The 19593-nt window shown below is 69.1% G+C and carries 17 protein-coding genes; 9 read left to right on the plus strand and 8 right to left on the minus strand.

Going from position 1 to position 19593, the window contains the following annotated elements; all coding sequences use genetic code 11:
• Positions 1 to 7: 7 nt before the first annotated feature.
• Both ACSMFO_RS24805 and ACSMFO_RS24810 read left to right on the plus strand, forming a co-directional pair.
• Positions 8 to 643 (plus strand): SRPBCC domain-containing protein, encoded by a 636-nt coding sequence (locus ACSMFO_RS24805; RefSeq protein WP_436460674.1) that lies wholly within the window; start codon positions 8 to 10, stop codon positions 641 to 643.
• 27 nt (positions 644 to 670) lie between these two features.
• Positions 671 to 1729, plus strand: a complete 1059-nt coding sequence (locus ACSMFO_RS24810) for an NAD(P)-binding domain-containing protein (RefSeq protein ID WP_436460675.1) — start codon at positions 671 to 673, stop codon at positions 1727 to 1729.
• Here ACSMFO_RS24810 and ACSMFO_RS24815 read toward each other — a convergent pair.
• Positions 1698 to 2564, minus strand: coding sequence for an alpha/beta hydrolase (locus ACSMFO_RS24815; protein ID WP_436460676.1), 867 nt, complete (start codon positions 2562 to 2564; stop codon positions 1698 to 1700). The genes ACSMFO_RS24810 and ACSMFO_RS24815 overlap by 32 nt on opposite strands.
• 161 nt (positions 2565 to 2725) lie before the next feature.
• On the opposite strand from ACSMFO_RS24815, the gene ACSMFO_RS24820 reads away from it, so the two are divergent.
• The 4 genes from ACSMFO_RS24820 to ACSMFO_RS24835 all read left to right on the plus strand — a co-directional run bounded on the left by ACSMFO_RS24820 (position 2726) and on the right by ACSMFO_RS24835 (position 8849).
• Complete coding sequence (locus tag ACSMFO_RS24820; protein ID WP_436460677.1) at positions 2726 to 6508, plus strand: amino acid adenylation domain-containing protein; 3783 nt, start codon at positions 2726 to 2728, stop codon at positions 6506 to 6508.
• A 12-nt stretch (positions 6509 to 6520) separates the two neighbouring features.
• On the plus strand, positions 6521 to 7267 hold the full coding sequence (locus ACSMFO_RS24825) for a maleate cis-trans isomerase family protein (RefSeq protein ID WP_436460678.1): 747 nt from the start codon (positions 6521 to 6523) through the stop codon (positions 7265 to 7267).
• A 44-nt stretch (positions 7268 to 7311) separates the two neighbouring features.
• Positions 7312 to 7884, plus strand: a complete 573-nt coding sequence (locus ACSMFO_RS24830; RefSeq protein WP_436460679.1) for a TetR/AcrR family transcriptional regulator — start codon at positions 7312 to 7314, stop codon at positions 7882 to 7884.
• A 68-nt stretch (positions 7885 to 7952) separates the two neighbouring features.
• Positions 7953 to 8849 (plus strand): NAD(P)-dependent oxidoreductase, encoded by an 897-nt coding sequence (locus ACSMFO_RS24835; RefSeq protein ID WP_436460726.1) that lies wholly within the window; start codon positions 7953 to 7955, stop codon positions 8847 to 8849.
• 4 nt (positions 8850 to 8853) lie between these two features.
• Here the strand turns inward: ACSMFO_RS24835 and iolD are convergent, their stop codons facing one another.
• The 7 genes from iolD to ACSMFO_RS24870 form a co-directional block, all read right to left on the minus strand.
• Complete coding sequence (iolD, locus tag ACSMFO_RS24840) at positions 8854 to 10698, minus strand: 3D-(3,5/4)-trihydroxycyclohexane-1,2-dione acylhydrolase (decyclizing) (RefSeq protein ID WP_436460680.1); 1845 nt, start codon at positions 10696 to 10698, stop codon at positions 8854 to 8856.
• Positions 10695 to 11585: a 5-deoxy-glucuronate isomerase gene (iolB, locus tag ACSMFO_RS24845; protein ID WP_038509732.1), complete on the minus strand. Its 891-nt coding sequence runs from the start codon at positions 11583 to 11585 to the stop codon at positions 10695 to 10697. The genes iolD and iolB overlap by 4 nt, the downstream gene beginning before the upstream one ends.
• The gene (iolC, locus tag ACSMFO_RS24850) at positions 11582 to 12514 is read right to left on the minus strand and encodes a 5-dehydro-2-deoxygluconokinase (RefSeq protein WP_038509734.1); all 933 of its coding nucleotides are present in this window, start codon (positions 12512 to 12514) and stop codon (positions 11582 to 11584) included. The genes iolB and iolC overlap by 4 nt, the downstream gene beginning before the upstream one ends.
• A complete protein-coding gene (locus ACSMFO_RS24855) occupies positions 12511 to 13296 on the minus strand; it encodes an ATP-binding cassette domain-containing protein (protein WP_038509737.1) in 786 nt (261 codons plus the stop codon). Before ACSMFO_RS24855 ends, iolC begins: the two co-directional genes overlap by 4 nt.
• Positions 13293 to 14327 (minus strand): ABC transporter permease, encoded by a 1035-nt coding sequence (locus ACSMFO_RS24860; RefSeq protein ID WP_436460681.1) that lies wholly within the window; start codon positions 14325 to 14327, stop codon positions 13293 to 13295. Before ACSMFO_RS24860 ends, ACSMFO_RS24855 begins: the two co-directional genes overlap by 4 nt.
• Positions 14324 to 15283: a sugar ABC transporter substrate-binding protein gene (locus tag ACSMFO_RS24865; RefSeq protein WP_436460727.1), complete on the minus strand. Its 960-nt coding sequence runs from the start codon at positions 15281 to 15283 to the stop codon at positions 14324 to 14326. Before ACSMFO_RS24865 ends, ACSMFO_RS24860 begins: the two co-directional genes overlap by 4 nt.
• A gap of 147 nt (positions 15284 to 15430) precedes the next feature.
• Positions 15431 to 16330 carry a sugar phosphate isomerase/epimerase family protein gene (locus ACSMFO_RS24870; RefSeq protein WP_436460682.1) on the minus strand — a complete coding sequence of 300 codons (900 nt, stop codon included), beginning with the start codon at positions 16328 to 16330 and terminating at the stop codon, positions 15431 to 15433.
• A 102-nt stretch (positions 16331 to 16432) separates the two neighbouring features.
• Between ACSMFO_RS24870 and ACSMFO_RS24875 the strand changes: the two genes are divergently transcribed.
• The 3 genes from ACSMFO_RS24875 to ACSMFO_RS24885 all read left to right on the plus strand — a co-directional run bounded on the left by ACSMFO_RS24875 (position 16433) and on the right by ACSMFO_RS24885 (position 19567).
• Entirely contained in the window at positions 16433 to 17437 is a 1005-nt protein-coding gene (locus tag ACSMFO_RS24875; protein ID WP_436460683.1) for a LacI family DNA-binding transcriptional regulator, read from the plus strand.
• 4 nt (positions 17438 to 17441) lie between these two features.
• Positions 17442 to 18443, plus strand: coding sequence for a Gfo/Idh/MocA family protein (locus ACSMFO_RS24880; protein WP_436460684.1), 1002 nt, complete (start codon positions 17442 to 17444; stop codon positions 18441 to 18443).
• 602 nt (positions 18444 to 19045) lie between these two features.
• Complete coding sequence (locus ACSMFO_RS24885) at positions 19046 to 19567, plus strand: hypothetical protein (RefSeq protein ID WP_436460685.1); 522 nt, start codon at positions 19046 to 19048, stop codon at positions 19565 to 19567.
• Positions 19568 to 19593 lie beyond the last annotated feature (26 nt).

A 19593-nucleotide genomic window follows, 5' to 3' on the forward strand; every position in this document is an offset into this window, starting at 1 on the left:
TCGGCCCGTGCGGCTCGACCACGAATTCACCGTTCCCGCCCCGGTCGGCGAGGTCTGGAAGGCCGTCGTCGACCCGGAACGGGTGGCGCCGTGCATGCCGGGCGCCACCGTCACCGAAGTCGACGGGGACGCCTTCAAAGGCACGGTGAAGGTCAAGCTCGGGCCGATCTCCCTGCTCTACAAGGGAACCGGCCATTTCGTCGAGAAGGACGCCGACGCGAAGAAAGTGGTGATCAAGGCCGCGGGCAAGGACGCCCGAGGGGCGGGCACGGCGTCGGCGACCGTGACGCTCACCCTGACCGAGAAGGACGGCGTCACGCACGGCGCCGTCGCCACGGAACTGGCCGTCACCGGTAAGCCGGCGCAGTTCGGACGAGGGATGATCTCCGAGGTCGGCGGCAAGATCCTCGACTCGTTCGCGGAGTGCCTGTCCGGCAAACTCGCCACCGCGCCCGAGCCCGAGAAGACCGAGGAACGCCCGCCGTTGAAAGCGGTGAAGCCGGTATCGGAGGGCGAAGCCATCGATCTGATGGAGTACGCGGGCGAATCCGTGGTCAAACGGGTGGCTCCGGTGCTGGTGGCCGTCGCCGGGGTGCTGCTGATCGTCGCCATCGTCAGGGCTGTGACGCAGCGGACGAAATAGTCGGGGGCCGCCACCGTTGAACCGGGTATGAAGGCGGATCACGAAGTCGACGTGGCGGTGATCGGGGCGGGCCAGGCCGGTCTGTCGGCGGCGTATCACCTGCGCCGCGCGGGATTCGCCAACGAGGCGGGTTTCGTCGTGCTCGACCACGGCAAACGGCCCGGTGGCGCGTGGCAGTACCGGTGGCCTTCGCTGATCGTCGAGAAGGTCCACGGCATCTACGACCTCCCCGGGATGGCCTTCGGCACCCCGGATCCGAAGCAGCCCGCCGCCGACGTCGTCTCCGAGTACTTCGGCCGCTTCGAACGTACCTACGACCTCCCTGTCCATCGTCCGGTCGATGTCCTGTCGGTGAGCGCGGGGGAAGATCGGCTGATGGTGGCGAGCGCGGCGGAAACGTGGGCCGCGCGGGCGGTGATCAGCGCGACCGGCACCTGGGACCGGCCGTTCTGGCCGCACTATCCCGGGCAGGAGACCTTCCGGGGGCGCCAGCTGCACACCGCCGACTACACCGGCGTCGAGGCTTTCCGCGGGAAGCGGGTCGTCGTGGTCGGTGGCGGTTCGTCGGCCGTCCAGCTGCTGTTGGAGATCGCGCCGTTCGCGCGGTCGACGCGCTGGGTGACCCGGCGTCCGCCGGTGTGGCGCGAAGAGCCGTTCAGCGAGGACTGGGGCCGTGAGGCCGTCGCGAAGGTCGACAGGCGCGTCCGCGAGGGCCTGCCGCCCGAAAGCGTCGTCAGCGTGACCGATCTGGCCGTGACCCCCGAAGTGCGCGCGGGGCTGGACGCGGGTGTCCTCGACCGTCGCCCGATGTTCCAGCGGTTCACGCCGGACGGCGTGGAGTGGGCGGACGGCACCTTCGAGCCCGCCGACGTCATCCTGTGGGCCACCGGATTCCGGGCCGCGATCGACCATCTGGCGCCGCTGCACTTGCGCGCCACCGGGGGCGGGATCCGGATGGACGGCACTCGCGTCGTCGCCGAACCGCGGCTGCACCTGGTCGGCTACGGCCCGTCCGCCAGCACCGTCGGCGCGAACCGGGCGGGCCGCACGGCCGTCACCGAGATCCGGCGCCTGCTCGGACGCTGAGGCGGTCGAGGATCGCGGCCAGGCCGGCGGGCCGCCGGAAGAAACCGGCGTGGCTGCTTGCGAGATCGTGGACGTCGAACGGGTTGTCCGGTGTGAGCGCGTCGCCCTCGGCGATGTAGCGGTCCTGCACGGCGAGCGGCATCGACCGGTCGCCGGTCAGTCTCACGAACGAATGCGGGATCCGGCCCCAGGAATCCTTGTCGGCGCGGTGGTCCCACTGCTGACCGGTCAGCCAGGACACCTCGTCGGGCTGGCTCGTGACGACGACCTGGAGGAACTGCTCCTCAGTGAGTTCGGCGGCGATGGCCTTCCGCAGCGCCTCGCGTTGCGCGCGGTCGGCGCCACGCCAGTTGATCCGGACGAATCCCTGGCGCGCCGGATCACCGACGAAAAGGGGCGCCATCGCGGAGAAGAAGTCGCCGGACGCCCATTCGGGCGACATCGCGTACTCGCCGGGACGACGGTCCACCGGGCACTGCGCGGCGACGTAGACGACCCGGTCGATCAGCTCAGGGATCGCGTTGGCGGCGGCGGTCACCGGGAGCCCGCCGAAACTGTGCGCGACGAGGACGACGGGGCCGTGGTGGCGCACCCGCTGGACCGCCTCGACGACCGGCCGGACGAAGTCGGCCGCGGTCACGTCGCTCATCACCGAAGGCTCGGCCGCGAAGGTTTCGAGGTCCTGTTCGTGATAGGCCCTGGTGAATCCCGCGCCCCTGCCGGGGAGATCGACCGCGAGCGTCCGATGCCCGCGCAGCGCCATTTCCCGCTGAGTGGCCGTCCAGGCGTGTGCCGAACTTCCCGAACCGTGCACGAAGACGAAAGTGGGAATCATGCGTTCGATTGTGGCGGAATCGAACGCACGAAACCGGCGGTCGCCCCAAAGGGTGGCAAAGAAGGGACGGCGGGGCGTTCTCGTTCATCGGCCGGTATCTCGCGAAGAGCGCATCACTCCTTTGGCAGTGGAAACGAAAACCACGGAATTCGCACTGGGGGATGACCATGCCACCGATCGACCACTTCGCACCGCCGCATCGCGTCCGTTCCGGCACCTGCCTCACGGATCTGCTCGGGTATTGGTCGGAGACAAGGCCGGAGGCGGTGGCCGTCGTCGACGGCCACCGGGAAATGACCTTCCGCGGACTGGAAGAAGCGAGCGCGGGACTCGCCGCGTATCTCGCCGAGCTGGGAATCGGGGTGGACGACACCGTCGGCCTGCACGTCGAGCCCTCCGCGGACCTGATGATCGGTGCGTGGGGAATTCTCGCCTCCGGCGCGGCTTATCTGCCGCTGTCCCCGGAATATCCGGAAGACCGGCTGCGGTACATGCTCGAAGACAGCGGGACCGGCGTCGTCGTCACGCAGCCCCATCTCGCCGGGCGCCTGGCCGGGCTGGTGCCCGCCGGGACCCGGATCGTCTCGGTGACCGACTCCCGAGCGACCGGCGTACCGCGCGGCCCCCGGCCGGAGTCGCTCGCGTACGTCATCTACACCTCCGGCAGCACCGGGAAACCGAAGGGCGTGATGATCGAGCACCACAGTGTCGTGTCGCAGCTGCGCTGGCTGCGGGCCTGCGGCCACCTGGACGCGGACGTCACGGTGCTGCAGAAGACGCCGATGAGCTTCGACGCCGCGCAATGGGAGATCCTCGCGCCCGCCGCCGGCGCCCGCGTGGTGATGAGCGCGCCGGGGAGTTTCCGAGATCCCGAAGCCCTGATCGACACGGTGGTGAAGCACGGCGTCACGACCTTGCAGTGTGTTCCGACGCTGCTGCAGGCGTTGCTCGACACCGAACGCCTCGCGACCTGCGCCACGCTGCGGAAACTGTTCTCCGGAGGCGAGGCGCTTTCGCGGCGGCTGGCGAAGGACCTCGCCGGTGAGCTGCCGTCGGCACGGCTGATCAACCTCTACGGGCCGACCGAATGCACGATCAACGCGACCGCCCACGTCGTCGACCCGGACACGATCGACGAGCGCGCCGGAACGGTCCCGATCGGCGTGCCGGTCGACGACACCGAGTGCTTCGTGCTCGACAACGCCCTCTCCCCGGTCGACATCGGGGAGACGGGCGAGTTGTACATCGGCGGCGTGCAGCTCGCGCGGGGCTACCTGAACCGGCCGGAGCAGACGGCCGAGAAGTTCGTGCCGAATCCGTTCGTGCCGACCGGACGGCTTTACCGCACGGGTGACCTCGTCCAGTGGAACCCCGACGGCACCCTCCAGTTCGTCGGCCGTGCCGACAACCAGGTCAAGCTGCGCGGCTACCGCGTCGAGCTGGACGAGATCGCGGTGGCGATCGAGGAACACACCTGGGTGCGCCGGGCCGCGGCGGTGGTGACCGACGACGCGCGGACCGGTTCGAAGGCGCTCGTCGCCTGCGTGGAGCTGAATCCGCGCGAAGCCGCGGTGATGGATCAGGGCAACCACGGCGGGCACCACCAGTCGAAGGCCGGCAAACTGCAGGTCAAGGCGCAGCTGTCGAATCCCGGTGTCCGCGACCTCGCGGACCGCCCCGCCGTCGCGTTGCCGGGCAAACGGGAGACCGGTCGTCAGCGGCGGGACGTCTTCGCCCGCAAGACGTATCGCTATTACGAGGGCGGCGCGGTCACCCGCGACGACCTCGCCGCGCTCCTGGCACCGGAACCGGTTCGCACACATTCGCGCGAACCCGGCGAGCTCGCGTTCGCCGAACTTGGTGAGCTGCTCCGGTGGTTCGGCCGGTTCCACAGCGACGAGCGGCTGCTGCCGAAGTACGCGTACGCCTCACCGGGCGCGCTGTACGCGACGCAGCTCTACCTGGAGACCAGCGGTCTCGACGGTCTCGGCGCCGGGCTGTACTACCACCACCCCATCGACCACACGCTGGTCCGGATCGGCGAGAGCGCGGGTACCGGGCACTCGGTGCACTTCATCGGGCGTAACGGCGCCATCGAGCCGGTCTACAAGAACAACATCCGCGAGGTCCTCGAGTTCGAGACGGGACACATGGTCGGGGTGTTCGAGGAGATCCTGCCCGGATACGGCCTCACGATCAGCCCGGCGGCGTCCGATCCCGCGGTCGCCGCGCGGGCCGGTGCCGCCGCCGAAGACCACTACCTCGGCACGTTCTCCTTGCACGCCAACGATGGCGAGCGCCGCCGGGACGACGTCGAGCTGTTCGTCCAAGCGCATCCGGGTCGCATCGAGGGCCTGCCCGCCGGCACTTACCGCTGGCGCGGCGGGGACTTCGAACGGATCTCCGGCAAGCTCATCGAGGCCAAGCACGTGATCGCGATCAACCAGCAGGTGTACGGGCGCGCGGCCTTCGGCATCACCGCGGTGAGCCGCACCGCCGACGAGCGGCTGGCGTACATCGGTCTCGGCGCGAAGCTGCATCACTTGCAGCGCAACGGTTCGGGGTTCGGTTTCATGTCATCGGGCTACAGCTCGAAGAGCGGCCACCCGCTGCCCGCCGCCCGGCGGATCGACGACATCCTCGCCGGACAGGGGATCGCTCCGGGGCCGTCGTACTTCTTCGTCGGCGGCAAGGTGAGCCCGGAGCAGGCGCTCAGCGAGGGCATGCGCGAAGACGCCGTGCACATGAAGGGCCCGGCGGAGATCATCCGCGACGAACTCGCGACCACCCTGCCCGACTACATGATCCCGAACCGGGTGCTGGTACTGGACGCGTTGCCGTTGACCGCCAACGGAAAGGTCGACGCGCACGCGCTGGCGGAGACCGACACCGTCCGCTCGGCGAGTACGGGCGCGCCCTATGTCGCGCCTGCGACGAGCCACGAACGGTGGCTGGCCGGGGTGTGGGGCAAGGCGCTGAACTACGACGACGTCTCGGCGCGCGACGACTTCTTCGCCGCGGGAGGGAACTCGCTGACCGCGGTCTCCCTGGTGAACCGGATCAATCGCGAGTACGGTACCCGGTTGCCGTTGCAGGTCGTCCTCGAATGCCCGAAGCTGGCCGATCTGGCCGCCCGCATCGGCGAGGACTCCGCCGGGCCGTCGTCACGGTTGGTCCCGCTGGCGACCGGCGAAGGTCGTCCGGTGTTCTGCTGGCCCGGCCTCGGCGGCTATCCCATGAACCTGCGGTCGCTGGCTTCGGAAAGCGGCCTGGGGCGGCCGTTCTACGGCGTGCAGGCCCACGGGATCAACGCGGGCGAGACGCCGTACGCCACCGTCGAGGAGATGGCGAAGGCCGACGTCGCCGAGATCCGGCGCGTCCAGCCGGAGGGGCCGTACACGCTGTGGGGCTACTCGTTCGGCGCGCGGGTGGCCTTCGAAACGGCCTGGCAGCTGGAACAGCAGGGGCAGCGGGTGACCGATCTGCTGCTGATCTGCCCGGGCAATCCCGAGGTCGGCGGCGAGCGGGTGGCGAGCTACTCGAACCCGGCGTACCTGACGATCCTGCTGTCGGTCTTTCTCGGCTCGATCTCCGGGCCGGAAACGGTGGCCTGCCGGGAAACGGTCCGCGACGAAGACGGCTTCGTGGCCTTCGTGGCGAAGCTGCTTCCCGCACTTGGCGAGCAGCTGATCCGGCGGATCGTCCGGATCGTCGAGGAGACCTACGAGTTCGACTACACCTTCCGTGAACTCGCGCGGCGGCGGATCGCGGCCCGGGTGACGCTGTTCAAGGCCGACGGCGACGACTACTCGTTCGTCGAGAACAGCTCCGGGTACTCGGCCGCGCCACCGGAAGTGGTCACGCTCGAAGGCGATCACTACAGCGTCCTCAAGGAGAACGGGGTCGCCGAACTGGTTTCGGCGATCCGTGCCCGGCTGAGCTAAGGAGAAGCGCCAGTGCCCGACTCCCTCGGTCCCCGCCTCAAGGTCGGCGTCGTCGTCCCGTCCACCAACACCTCGGCACAGCCGGAACTGGACGCGCTGCGCCCCGACGGCGTCACCAACCACACCGGCCGGATGGTGATCGCCGACGACCCGATGGTCGACGAACCCGGGTTCGAACACGTCATGCACGGGATCCGGCGGTCGACGCGGCCGGCGATCCGCGGTGTCGTCGGCTGCGACCCCGACTGCGTGATCATCGGGGTCTCCCCGGAAAGTCATTGGGAGGGAACGAAGGCGCACGGCCGCGTGCTCGACGCGATGCGGGCGGCCGCGGGCGGGCGGCCGGTGACGATGAGCCCGGACGCGCTCAACGCCGCGCTCGTGGCGCACGGCGTCCGCCGGATCGCGGTCATCACGCCGTACCTGCCGGTCGGCGACGATCCGGTGCGCCGCTTCTTCGGCGACAACGGCTACGACCTGCTGCGCGTCCACGGTCTCGGCATGCCCAGCCCGGCCAAGATCTCGCACATCTCCGAGACCGCGCTCCGTGACGCGGTCAAGGAGGTCGACTGCGCCGACGTCGAGGCCATCGTCCAGGTCGGCACCAACGTCGCCATGGCGCGGCTCGCGGCGACCGCCGAGTTCTGGCTCGGCAAACCGGTCCTCTCGAACAACGTCGTCCTGTACTGGCACGCCCTGCGGCAGAACGGTGTCGCCGATCGTGTGCGTGGCTTCGGCTCCCTGCTGGCGGAGCACTGACCGGTATTTGACTGATCGTTACAGAACGTGGGATGCTGGACGGTATGCCCCGCCCCAAGGGTTTCGATCCCACCGAGGTGCTCGACGCCGCGGTCGGCGCGTTCTGGCGCAAGGGATACGCCGCCACGTCGGCCCAGGACCTGGTCGACGGCACCGGGCTCGGGCGGGGCAGCCTGTACAACACTTTTTCGGGCAAGCAGCAGCTGTTCAGCCAGGCGCTTCGGCGCTACGAGGAGACGTCCTCGACCAGGGTCGAGGAGATGCTGGCCGCGCCGGGGACCATCCGGGCACGGATCAGACGTGTCCTGATGGACGTCGTCGACGACGAGCTGGACCCGTCCGACGCGCATCGTGGCTGCCTGGCGGTCAACGCCGCCCTCGAACTCGGCGGCATCGACGACGAGGTCACCGCCCGGGTCCGCCACAACTTCGAGCGGGTGGAGAACGCGTTCCACGCCGAGTTCGCCGCCGCGCGGGAGCAGGGTGAGATCGGCGGCGATCCGCGGGCGTTGGCACGGTTCACCCTCACCGCGATGTACGGCCTGCGAGTGCTGGGCAAGACCGCCGACAGGCAGGCGCTCATCCAAGTAGTCGAAACCACCATCCAGGCGTTGTGATGTTCCAGGTTTCGTGACAGAACCCCCGCGCTCACACGGATTTCTTTTACTCGAGTTCTTTAACGAGCATTCCACTATCGGCAAGGAGCAGGCAACTCATGACGGAGACCGTCGCGGTGCTCGGCACCGGAATCATCGGCGCCCCGGTCGCGCGCAACCTGAGCAAGGCCGGGTTCGCGGTCCGGGCCTGGAACCGCACCGCGGCCAAGGCCGAAGCCCTCTCCGAGCATGGTGTCGAGGTCGCCGGGAACGCCGCGGAAGCCGTCGAAGGCGCGCGTGTCGTGATCACGGTCCTCACGGACGGCCAGGCGGTGCTGGAGACGATCCGCGCGGCCGCCCCCGCCGCGGGCACGATCTGGGTGCAGCTCAGCACCGTCGGCGACGCCGTCGAGGATCTGGTCGAGTACGCCGACGAGCAGGGTCTCGTCTTCGTCGACGCGCCGGTGCAGGGCACCCGCCAGCCCGCCGAACAGGGCCAGTTGATCGTGCTGGCGGCGGGCGCGGCCGACGTTCGCGAGACCGTCCAGCCGCTGTTCGACGCGATCGGCAAGCGCACGCTGTGGGTCGGCGAAGACGGCCGCACCGGCGCGGCGAGCAGGCTCAAGCTGGTGCTGAACACCTGGGTGATCGCGCTGACCCACGGCGTCGGCGAGGCGCTCGCGCTGGCCGAAGGGCTCGGTGTCGACCCGCGGCACTTCGTCGACGTGGTCACCGGCGGCCCGATGGACAACGGCTACTTCCAGGCCAAATCCGCCGCGATCCTCAACGACGACTACACCACCGCCTTCTCGGTCGACAACGCCGAGAAGGACGCCCGGCTGGTGCTGGCCGCCGCGGCCCGCGCCGGCGTCCGGATGGACGCCGTAGAAGCCGGGCGAGCCCGTTTCGCGCGCGCGTCCGAGGCCGGACACGGCGACGAAGACATGGCGGCCGGCTACTTCGCCAGCTTCACCGACCGCATTTAGTCCTCTAAATGCGGTCGGACAGGTACCGCACCTGCGCTGCCTTGCCGCGCTCGATTCCCTCCCTTCCCGAGAGGTGTTCCGGAACGCCGACTTCCCACCAGGCACCGGCCTCGGTCCACGAGTCCGGCCGGGTCCGCACCACGACCACCGCCGGTCGCTTTTCGGCCACCGCGGCTTCCCGTGCCTTCGCGTAGGACGCGCGCACGTCGTCCACAGTGGACGCCGGGAACACCGCGCACCCCAGCGACTCCGCGTGCCGCGCGAAGTCGACCCGAGGGGGAGTGGCGTGCGCGCTCCGGCAGTCTCCGAGGAGGTTGTTGAACGGTTTGCCGCCCTGCCCCTCCTGCAGCCGCGCGATGACCGCGTAACCGTCGTTGTCGCAGACCACCGCCACGAAAGGATGCCCGGCGAAGGCGGCCGAGAACAGTTCCGAGTTCAGCATCAGGTACGAACCGTCGCCGAGCATCGTGGTGACCAGGCCCTCGGTATGCGCCATCGCCGCACCCCACGCGCCAGCGAGCTCGTAACCCATGCAGGAGAACCCGTACTCGACGTCCATGCCGATCGAGCCCGATCCGCGCCAGCCGCCGATGAGTTCGCCCGGCATCCCGCCGGAAGCGGTCATCACGTAGTCGTGCGGCTCGGAGAGATCGTTGACCGCGCCGACGACCTGGGCATACGTCGGCACTTCGCCGGAAACTGCGCGCAGGGTGTCGATATGCGTGTCCCAACGGCTTCTCTCCGCCGCGGCTCGCTCTGTCCACAGTGGATCGACTCGCCAGTTTTCGAGCTGGGCCGACAGATCCACGAGACCCGCGTCAGCATCGCTCACGACGGCCAGCGCGCCGTGCTTGACGGCGTCGAACCGGGCGGCGTTCAAGGTGATCAGCCGGACATCGGGGGAGAACACCGTCCAGGACGCCGTGGTGAAGTCCTGCAACCGCGTGCCGACGGCCAGCACGACGTCGGCCTCGGCGGCGAGCACGTTCGCCGAGGCCGAGCCCGTGACGCCGAGCGGACCGGCGTGCAGGGGATGGCCGTGCGGGACGAGCGTGCGTCCCGCCGTGGTTTCGGTGACCGGGATACCGTGCCGCCCGGCGAAGGCCAGCGCACGCTCACCCGCGCCGGAATACCGGACGCCACCGCCGAGTACCAGCAACGGTTTCCGCGCGGCCCGCAGCACGCCCGCCGCTTCGGTGAGCGCCCGGCGATCGGGCCGCGGCCGCTGCGGGCGATGGGTCACCGGCGCGAACAACGCTTCCGGGAAGTCGTAGGTCTCCGCCTGGACGTCCTGGGGGAGCGCCAGCGTCACCGGCCCCGCGTCCGCCGGATCGGTCAGCACCCTGACGACCTGCGGCAACGTCGAGAGCAGCTGCTCCGGCCGGGTGATCCGGTCGAAGTACCGGCTCACCGCGCGGAAGGCGTCGTTGACCGTGGCCGTCGGATCACCGAAATGCTCCACCTGCTGGAGCACGGGATCGGGGGCGCGGCTGGTGAAGGTGTCGCCGGGGAGCAGCAGGACCGGCAGCCGGTTCGCGTGCGCGACCCCGGCCGCGGTGACCATGTTCAGCGCGCCGGGCCCGATCGACGACGTCACCACGCCCACCTGGCGCCGATGTGTCGCCTTGGCGTAGCCGACCGCCGCGAGCGCCATGCCCTGCTCGGTCTGCCCGCGCCATACGGGGAGCTCGTCGCGGTGCTCCTCCAGCGCGGTGCCGAGACCGAGGACGTTGCCGTGCCCGAAGATCGCGAACACGCCGGGGAACAACGGGACTTCCCGCCCGTCCAGGGTTTCCGACCGCTGCGCGAGCAGCCAGCGCACCAGGGCCTGTGCCGTGGTCAGCTTCATGAGACCCGCCCTTCATGGCTCGTGACCGGGCAGCGCGGGTCGAGCTCCTGGTCGTCCCAGGTGTCGCGGACCCAGCCGTGCGCGGGGTCGTCGCAGAACGCCATCGACCGCTCGTCGGCGGGCCCGGCCAGGACGTTCAGGTAGTACATCGGGTAGCCCGGCGCTGCGACGCAAGGACCGTGAAAGCCGCGCGGGATCAGGAAGACGTCCCCGTCCCGGACCGCGACGTCCTCGTCCAGCTCACTGTCGGAGGTGTACGTCCGGTGCAGGCCGAACCCTTCGCGGGAAGGGGTCACCCCGTCGCGGCCGGCGATGCGGAAGTAGTAGATCTCCTCGTTGACCACTTCGCATTCGGACACCTCGTCGTGTTTGTGCGGCGGGTACGACGACCAGTTGCCGCCCGGGGTGATCAGCTCGCACGCGTTCAGCTTGTCCGCGTGGTCCCAGACGCCAGGCACACCGAAGTTGGTGACCTGCCTGGTCGCCTGGCCCGCCCCGCGCACCTCCACCGGCACGTTTTCGGCCGGTCCGTAGCGCGCTTCGAGACGGCGGCCGCAGCGGGCCATCGGCAGCGCGACCTCGATCCCCGCCGCTGTCGACAACTCGACTTCGGCGTCGCGCGGAACATAGGCGAAATCCGTGACGCGGGTGAACACCGAATCCCGCCCCGCCAGCTCGAAGACCTGCCCGTCGACCCGGACCGTGCACGATCCCGCCAGCGGCAGGACGAACGCTTCGTATTCGCCGGTGCGCACCAGCCGGGTTTCCCCGGCGGCCAGCGAGAGAACCCGCAGACCGCTGTAGGTCCAGCCCGCCGAGTCCGGGGTGAGCCGGACCGGATCCCGCTCGTCCGAAAGCGTCCCGAGTGGACGGTGCAGCTTGCTCACAGCAACTCCTCGATCTCGTCGGCGGTGGGCATGGCGTCGGCGCAGGCGAGCCGGGAGGCGACGAGCGCGCCCGCCGCGTTGGCGTAGGTGGCGATGCGCACCGGATCCCAGCCGGAGAGCAGGCCGTGGATCAGCGCGCCGCCGAAACCGTCCCCGGCGCCGAGCCCGCAGACGACTTCGACCCGCTGGGGCGGCACCGTCCAACGGCCCTCGACGGTCGCCACCAGCACACCCTCCGCGCCCTTCTTGATCACCGCCAGTTCGACACCCCTGGCCAGCATCCGGGACGCGGCCTCGTCGGGATCCGCCGTGCCGACGGCGACCTCCGCCTCGGCGCGGTTGCCGACCGCGACCGTGACGTGGTCGAGCATCCAACCGATCTCCGCGCGTGCCGTCGCGGTGTCCGGCCAGAACATCGGCCGGAAGTCGAGGTCCAGCACGGTATGCGACCGGCGGCCGCGCCGTTCGAGCATCCGGCGCTGGGTGGAGCGCGCCGGTTCGACCGAGACACCGGTCCCGGTGACCCACAGCAGGGGAACGGATTCCACGACGTCCCAGGGCACATCGTGTTCGCCGATGGTCAGATCCGGGGCGATCGGCGACCGGTAGAACAGCAGCGGCGGATCCGCGGGCGGGTCCAGCGAGCAGAACACCACCGGCGTCTGCAACCCTTCCGACGTCCCGACGTGCGCGGGGGAGACACCGAACTCCCGCAGCGCCTGCCGCACGTACTCGCCGAAGCCGTCCGGGCCGACCTTCGTCAGCACCGACGTCGAGCGGCCGAGCCGCGCGGCGGCGACCGCGACGTTGGTCGCGGTGCCGCCGAGCGATTTGGCGAAGGTGCTGACCCCGGCCAGCGGCACGCCGCTCTGCTCGGGGTAGAGGTCCACCCCGACCCGGCCGACGGTCAGTGCTTCGAGAACGGTCATGAAGGGGACTCCGCGGCTCGCAATTCGTGTTCCAGGGCTTCCAGTTCCGCGCCGCCCGCCATCTGCCTGGTCAGCTCCGCCAGGTCGATCTCGGACTTCTCGTAGGCGCCGAGCGAAACGCCCCGTTTGAGCAGCAGGAAGCGATCGGCCACCGGATAGGCGTGATGCGGGTTGTGCGTGATCAGCACGACGCCGAGCCCGCGGTCACGGGCCTGCGCGACGTACTTGAGCACGACCCCCGCCTGCTTGACGCCCAGCGCGGCCGTCGGCTCGTCGAGGATCAGCACCTTCGCGCCGAAGTACACGGCCCGCGCGATGGCGACGCACTGCCGCTCGCCGCCGGAGAGCGTGCCGACCGGCTGCTCGACGTCGCGCAGGTCGATGCCCATGTCGGACAACGCCTTCTTGGTCGTCTCGCGGCCCTTCTTCCGGTCCAGCGCGCGGAACGGGCCGAAACCCACCGTCGGCTCGGAGCCGAGGAAGAAGTTCCGCCACACGCTCATCAGCGGGACGACCGCGAGATCCTGGTACACCGTCGCGATGCCGCGATCGAGCGCTTCACGCGGCGAGGCGAACTTGACCGGCTCGCCCTCGACCAGGAACTCGCCCCTGTCGTGTTGATGGACTCCGGCCAGGATCTTGATCAGCGTGGACTTCCCGGCGCCGTTGTCGCCGAGCACGCAGGTGACCTCGCCCGCGTTGACCACGGTGGAGACGTCGCGCAGCGCGATCACGCTGCCGTAGGTCTTGCCGACGTCCTTCACCTCGAGGAGACGACTCATCGCCGGACCCTTTCCGCTCGCCGCCGGAAGGCGTTGTTGACCAGGACCGCGGACAGCAGCATCACCCCGAGGAACAGCATGAACCAGTCGCTGTCCCAGCGGGCGAACACGATGCCCTGCCGCGCCATACCGAAGATCAGCGCGCCGATCGCGGCGCCGATCGCCGAACCGAACCCGCCGGTCAGCAGGCAGCCGCCGATCACGGCCGCGATGATGTACTGGAACTCCAGCCCGATGCCCTGGTTCGCCTGGACACTCGCGAACCGCAGGATGTTGATCGAGCCGACCAGCCACGCGGCGAGCGAGGTGGTCATGAACAGCATGATCTTGGTGCGCACCACCGGCACCCCGACCGCGCGGGAACTCTGCGCGGAGCCGCCGACGGCGAAGATCCAGTTGCCGAAGCGGGTCCTCACCAGCAGCCAGGCCGCCAGCACGGCGAACCCGATCCACCAGAGGATCGAGATCTGGAACGCCGTGCCCCCGATGTCCACAGTGGACGCGAAGACGAAACCGGCGGACTCGTAGCCGTCGGTCGAGCGCATCCCGGACACCTGGACGGTACCGGTGACCAGCCTGGTGACGCCGAGGTTGAGACCTTGCAAGGCAAGGAAGGTGCCCAGGGTGACGATAAAACTGGGCAACCCGGTGCGCATCACCAGCCAGCCGTTGAACGCGCCGACCGCGAGGGCGAAGACCAGCGAAGCGAACAGCGCGAGCCAGACGTTCCAGCCCGCCTGCGTCGCCAGTGTCGCGGTGACGAGCGCGGTGGACGCCGTCATGACGCCGGCGGAGAGGTCGAACTCGCCGCCGATCATCAGCAGGGACACCGCGACCGCCATGATGCCGAGCGTCGAGGCGTCGTCCAGCCAGGTCGCCACGCCGCTGCCGCTGAAGAACTGGTCGGTGACGACGGTGAAGAACAGGAAGACGACGACGGCGCCGAGCAGCGCGCCGATCTCGGGCCGGACGACCAGCCTGTCCATCAGCCGCGGTTTCGCGATCCGTTCGTCGAGGGTGGTGCTTGTCATCGCGTGCCCCTTTGCACGTACTGGCCGACGGTGTCCACAGTGGATTTGTCGACCAGGTCGGGCCCGGTGAGCACCGGCTTCCCGCCGCCGACGACGTTCGCGTTGTCCCGGTAGAGCTTGAGGAACTGCACCGGCAGATAGCCCTGCTCGTACTGCTGCTGATCGACCGCGAAGACCACGTCGCCCGCCTTGATCGCGCCGACCACGTCGGTGTTGAGGTCGAACGTGCCGACCTGGGCCTTCGAGCCGACCGCCTTGATCGCGCTCACCGCACGGGCGGCGACCTGCGAGTTCAGCGTCAGGACGGCGTCGAGGGAGGAGTCGGTCTGCACCGCGCCCCTGATCCGGGATTCGGCGTCGGTGGGGTTGCTGATGTCGACCTGCAGGGTCTGCACGTCGCCCGCGAAGCCGGTCTTGGCGCCGTCGCAGCGTTGCGCCTGCCCGACGTTGCCCGCTTCGTGGACCACGCAAAGCAGCTTCTTCTTGCCGAGCTCCCGGAACTTCTTCCCGGCCTCCTCACCCGCGATGGTCTCGTTCTGCCCGACATGGGTGAGCGCGCCGTACGCCGCGCTCTTGTCCTCACCGGAGTTGATGGTGATGACCGGGATCCCGGCGCGGACCGCGTTCTCGATCGAGGTCTTGAGCGCCTCCGGGTTCGCCATCGACACCACGAGCCCGCCGACCCGCTGGGCGACCGCGTTGTCGATCAGCTTGGCCTGGTTGCCGGGGTCTCCGTCCGAGTTGTATTCGACCTGGACGTCGAGCTGCCTGCCCGCCTCTTCGGCGCCGTTCTTGACCACGTTCCAGAACGCGTCACCGGCGGTGCCGTGCGAGATGACCGCCACCCGCAGCGGCCCGCTGGGCTGTGTCGTCGCCGGGCCCGCGCCGGCGGCGGGTTTCTCCTCGGCCTTCGGCCCGGTGCACGCGGACAGGAGCAGCAGCCCCGCCACGACCACCAAGACCTTTTTCAGTGTCGTCTTGGGAACCCGCGACCGGATTTGCTTTGACAGAGCGGGTTCCCGTTTGGGTTCCTCTTCGCAAGCACTGTTGCGCCGCCATTTCTTCAAGCGATGGGACATCGTCGTCTCTCCTCGCTTCTTCCGTTACCTGGCAGCCGGGAGCCGGCTGACGATTCCGTCGAGATGCGCCAGGCTCCTGGCAACGTCCCGCTTCGGCAGATCCTCCGGGCTCCCCTCGCTCAGCGCGGTGTCCTGTTCGAGCACGTACCACCCGTCGTAGCCCGCCTCGTGGACGGACCTGACCATCGTTTCGATGTCGACGTCCCCGTCGCCCAAGGGGACATACAGACCTTTGCCCACCGCTTCGGCGTAGGGAAGCCTTCCGGCGCGGACGTCTTCGGCGAGTTCGCCACGCACGTCCTTGAGGTGCAGGTGCCCGACCCGCCCGGGATGGCGTTTCGCCAGCGCGACCGGATCGGTCCCGCCGATCAGGAGGTGCCCGGTGTCCAGGCACAGCGGGAGATCGGAGTCGGCGAGGAAACGCTCGACCTCCCGCTCGGTCTCCACATGCGTCCCCACATGCGGGTGCAGCACGGTGCGGAGGCCGTGCCGCGCGGCGATTTCCTTGATCTCGCCGGAGGTTTTCACGAGGGTCGCCCATTCGGCGTCGCTCAGCTCCGGCCGATCGTCGTAACCGTCGAGCCCGGTCGCGGCGGCGAGCACGAGCATGCCGCCACCGCAGGCGGCGAACAACGCGGCGGATTCTTCGGCCTCCGCCAGCGCGGCTTCGGGATTCTCGTGCAGGACGACGGCGAGGAAGCCGCCGACCAGTTCGAGCCGGTGGCCGTTGAGTCGTTCGCGCAGCTCGGCCGGGTCTCGCGGCAGGTATCCGGGCGGGCCGAGCTCGGTGGCGCGCACTCCCAGCTCCGCCATTTCGCCCAGTACGGTCCCCGCGTCGAGCACACGGCCCCAGCCGGGGACTTCGCATACGCCCCAAGAGATCGGGGCGGCGGCGACGCGGATCCGGGGTGTCGTGACGGTCATCGGCGGCCTCCGGGGATCGGGGTTTAGAGCGCTCTATTGATTAGAGCGCTCTAATCATGTAGCGTCCGTCACAGTAAAGTCAAGGGCAGGGGGACGAGGGAAATGGCGCGACCGACGATGGAGGATGTCGCCGCGAAAGCGGGGGTGTCCCGTGCGCTCGTGTCGCTGGTGATGCGGAACGCGCCGAACGTCTCGGACGAGCGCCGCACACGCGTGCTGTGCGCGGCGCACGAACTGGGTTACGAGCCGCACGCGATGGCCAGGTCGCTGGCGAGCCGGACGTCGACGGTCCTCGGTGTAATGGTCTCCGATCTCCGCAACGCGTTCTTCGCCGACGTCGTCGAGGGGCTCGACGCGGCGGCCGAAGCGGCAGGGTTCCATCTGATCCTCAACACCGGCGGCCGGAGTCCCGCCCGGGAGCGTGCCGCGCTGAAGAGCCTGCTGTCCTTCCGGCCTGCCGGGGTGATCCTGCTGTCGCCGGTGGTCCCCGCGTCGGCGATCGAGGAGGCCGCCGCGCAAAGTCCCGTCGTCCTGGTGTCGCGGACATCGCGCGCGGCGGGCGTGGACACGGTGAACGACGACGGCGAGGCCGGTTCCTCCCTAGCCGTTGATCACCTGGTTTCCTTGGGGCATAAAAGGATCGCCCATCTGGACGGTGGGCTCGCCGCCGGCGCGGCGGCCCGGCGCCGGGGATACCTGCAGGCCATGCGCCGGCATCGGCTGCATCCGGTCATCGTGCACAGCGAGCACACCGACACCGCGGGGGAGAAGGCCGTGCACGAACTGATCGGCGATCCTCCGGAAGGCGGAATGCCGACCGCGCTGGTGGCGGGCAACGACTTCAACGCCGTCGGCGCGATCTCCGCGTTGGAAGAAGTGGGCCTGCGCGTGCCGGAAGACGTTTCCGTGGTCGGCTACGACAACACCTCGCTCGCCGCGCTGCGCCATCTGTCACTGACCACTGTGGACCAGCCGCGTACGGAGATGGGCAGGCTGGCCGTCGAAGCACTGCTCGAACGGATCCGGGGTGAACGCGCCGAACCGGTCCGCCATCTGCTGCACCCGTCGCTGGTGGTCCGATCGACCACCGCCGCTCCAGAAAGGTAACCACATGAGGTTGGGACTCGCCGGCACCGGCCGGATCGGCACTTCGCACGCCGAGACCTTGAAGAGCTTCGACGAGGTTTCGTCCGTGGTCGTCGCCGACGTCGACGCCGCCCGCGCCCAGGCCGCCGCGGCGAAACTCGGCGTCGAAGCGGCGGCGGACATCCCTTCGCTGTTCGCGTCCTCTTTGGACGGACTGGTGATCGCCGCGGCGACGGACGCGCATCCGGAGCTGATCCTCACGGCCGTGGACGCGGGGATCCCCGTGTTCTGCGAGAAACCGGTCGCCGCCGACATCCCGGGAACACTCGCGGTGATCGACAAGATCTCCGGGGCCGACGTCCCGGTGCAGATCGGTTTCCAGCGCCGGTTCGACGCGGGCTACGCGGCCGCACGCGCGGCAGTGACTTCGGGCGACCTCGGCTGGCTGCACACCTTGCGCGCGACCACGCTCGACCCGGCACCACCTCCCGCCGAGTACGTCGCGCACTCCGGCGGCCTGTTCCGCGACTGCGGTGTGCACGACTTCGACGTCGTCCGCTTCGTGAGCGGCCGCGAGGTCGTCGAGGTCTACGCCGTGGGGACGAACAAGGGCGAGCGCTTCTTCGTCGACGCCGGCGACGTCGACACCGCGGCCGCGACCCTGACGCTGGACGACGGAACGCTCGCGGTGGTTTCGCTGACGCGCTACAACGGCGCGGGCTACGACGTCCGGCTGGAAGTACTCGGCTCGGCGGGCAACGTCGTCGTGGGCCTGGACGACCGAGCGCCGCTGACCTCGGTCGAACCCGGTGTCCAGCCGTTGCCCGGCCCGGCGTACCCCGGGTTCATGGAACGCTTCCGCCCCGCGTACGTCAGCGAGTTGAAAGCGTTCCTCGACGTCGCCGCCGGTCGCGCGCCGAGCCCGTGCGGTGCGGCTGATGCGCTGGAGGCGTTCTACATCGCCGAAGCGTGCGAGGTCTCGCGCCGCGAACGCCGCCCGGTGCGGGTTGAGGAGGTCCGCGTCTGAGACACGGTCGTCGCCACGAGTCGTCCGCCCAGGCACGCGTGTCGTCCATCCAGTCACGCGAAACCGCCGATTGCGTAGTCCCTCCAACGGTCCGGAAGGCCCCCTTCGTTGCGCCTAGCGCCAGGGTCCCGGCAAAGTCGCATAAGCGCTGGTCAAGCGGCGACCAGGGGGCTTGATCCCCACATTGCTCGACCGTCCACAGGGGACACTGCCAAGGCGGTCTTGCCCGGTTTGGACGTTCGGGGTGGTCGTGAGTGTTTTTGGTCGTTCTAACGACAATCGCCACTCACGACCCCACTCGGAAACCGTACAAATAAGAATCAAACGGACATTTACCCGACTTTCGGTGTCCTTTGTGGACGGAAACAGGGTGAACCTCCTGTCATCCGCCGTTCGCCGAGAGTGGTACTGGCCGGCACTTATGCGACTTTGCCGGGACCCTGGAGCCCAGCGCAGTGAAGGTCCCCTTCATGTACTTGGCAATGTATGAAGATCCGTTCCGAACCTCGACAGCTTCCTGCCATCGGCCACCACCGAACCGTCCAGATCGCTAGGGTGGTCGCGAACGACAGGGACCGAACGCGCGAGGAGAGCGAGAGCGGATGCAGCCGAATCCACCGGGGCCCGGCTTTCCTCAGTACGGTCAGCCGCCGATGGCCGCCGGACCGATTCCGGCGGCACGGCCCAAGCCGCGGGCCAACGCCCCGGCGGCGATGATCGCCGGTGTCCTGGCGCTGCTCGCCGCCGCCATGCTCGTCTGGTTCGCGCTCTACAACGTCTTCGTCGCCACGGAGGCGAACGGAGGCTTGTCGGGTATCACGGTGCAGAACATGGTCAGCGGCACCCTGTCCGCTGTCGTGCTGGTGGTCGCGGGGGGATTCACGTTCGCTCGCAGGATTCCCGGTGTGTGGACGCTGTTCGGGTTTTGCGTGTTCTACGTGGTGGCCGTGTTCGTGGGGATGCCGCTCGTCTGGGGCACGCCCTTGAGCAGCCAGGTCAAGTGGCTCTTCAGCTTCGACGACGGCGACAGCACCGCGATGGCGCTGATGATCGTCTTCAGTGTCCTCGCGGCGGTCGCGGCGGCGATCGCCGGCAGCGTGAAGTCGTCCGGGACGAAGAGCTAGAGCCGAAGGTCGGATGTGTCTTGACA

The organism is Amycolatopsis sp. w19, assembly GCF_051373225.1.
Classification (GTDB): Bacteria; Actinomycetota; Actinomycetes; order Mycobacteriales; family Pseudonocardiaceae; genus Amycolatopsis; species Amycolatopsis japonica.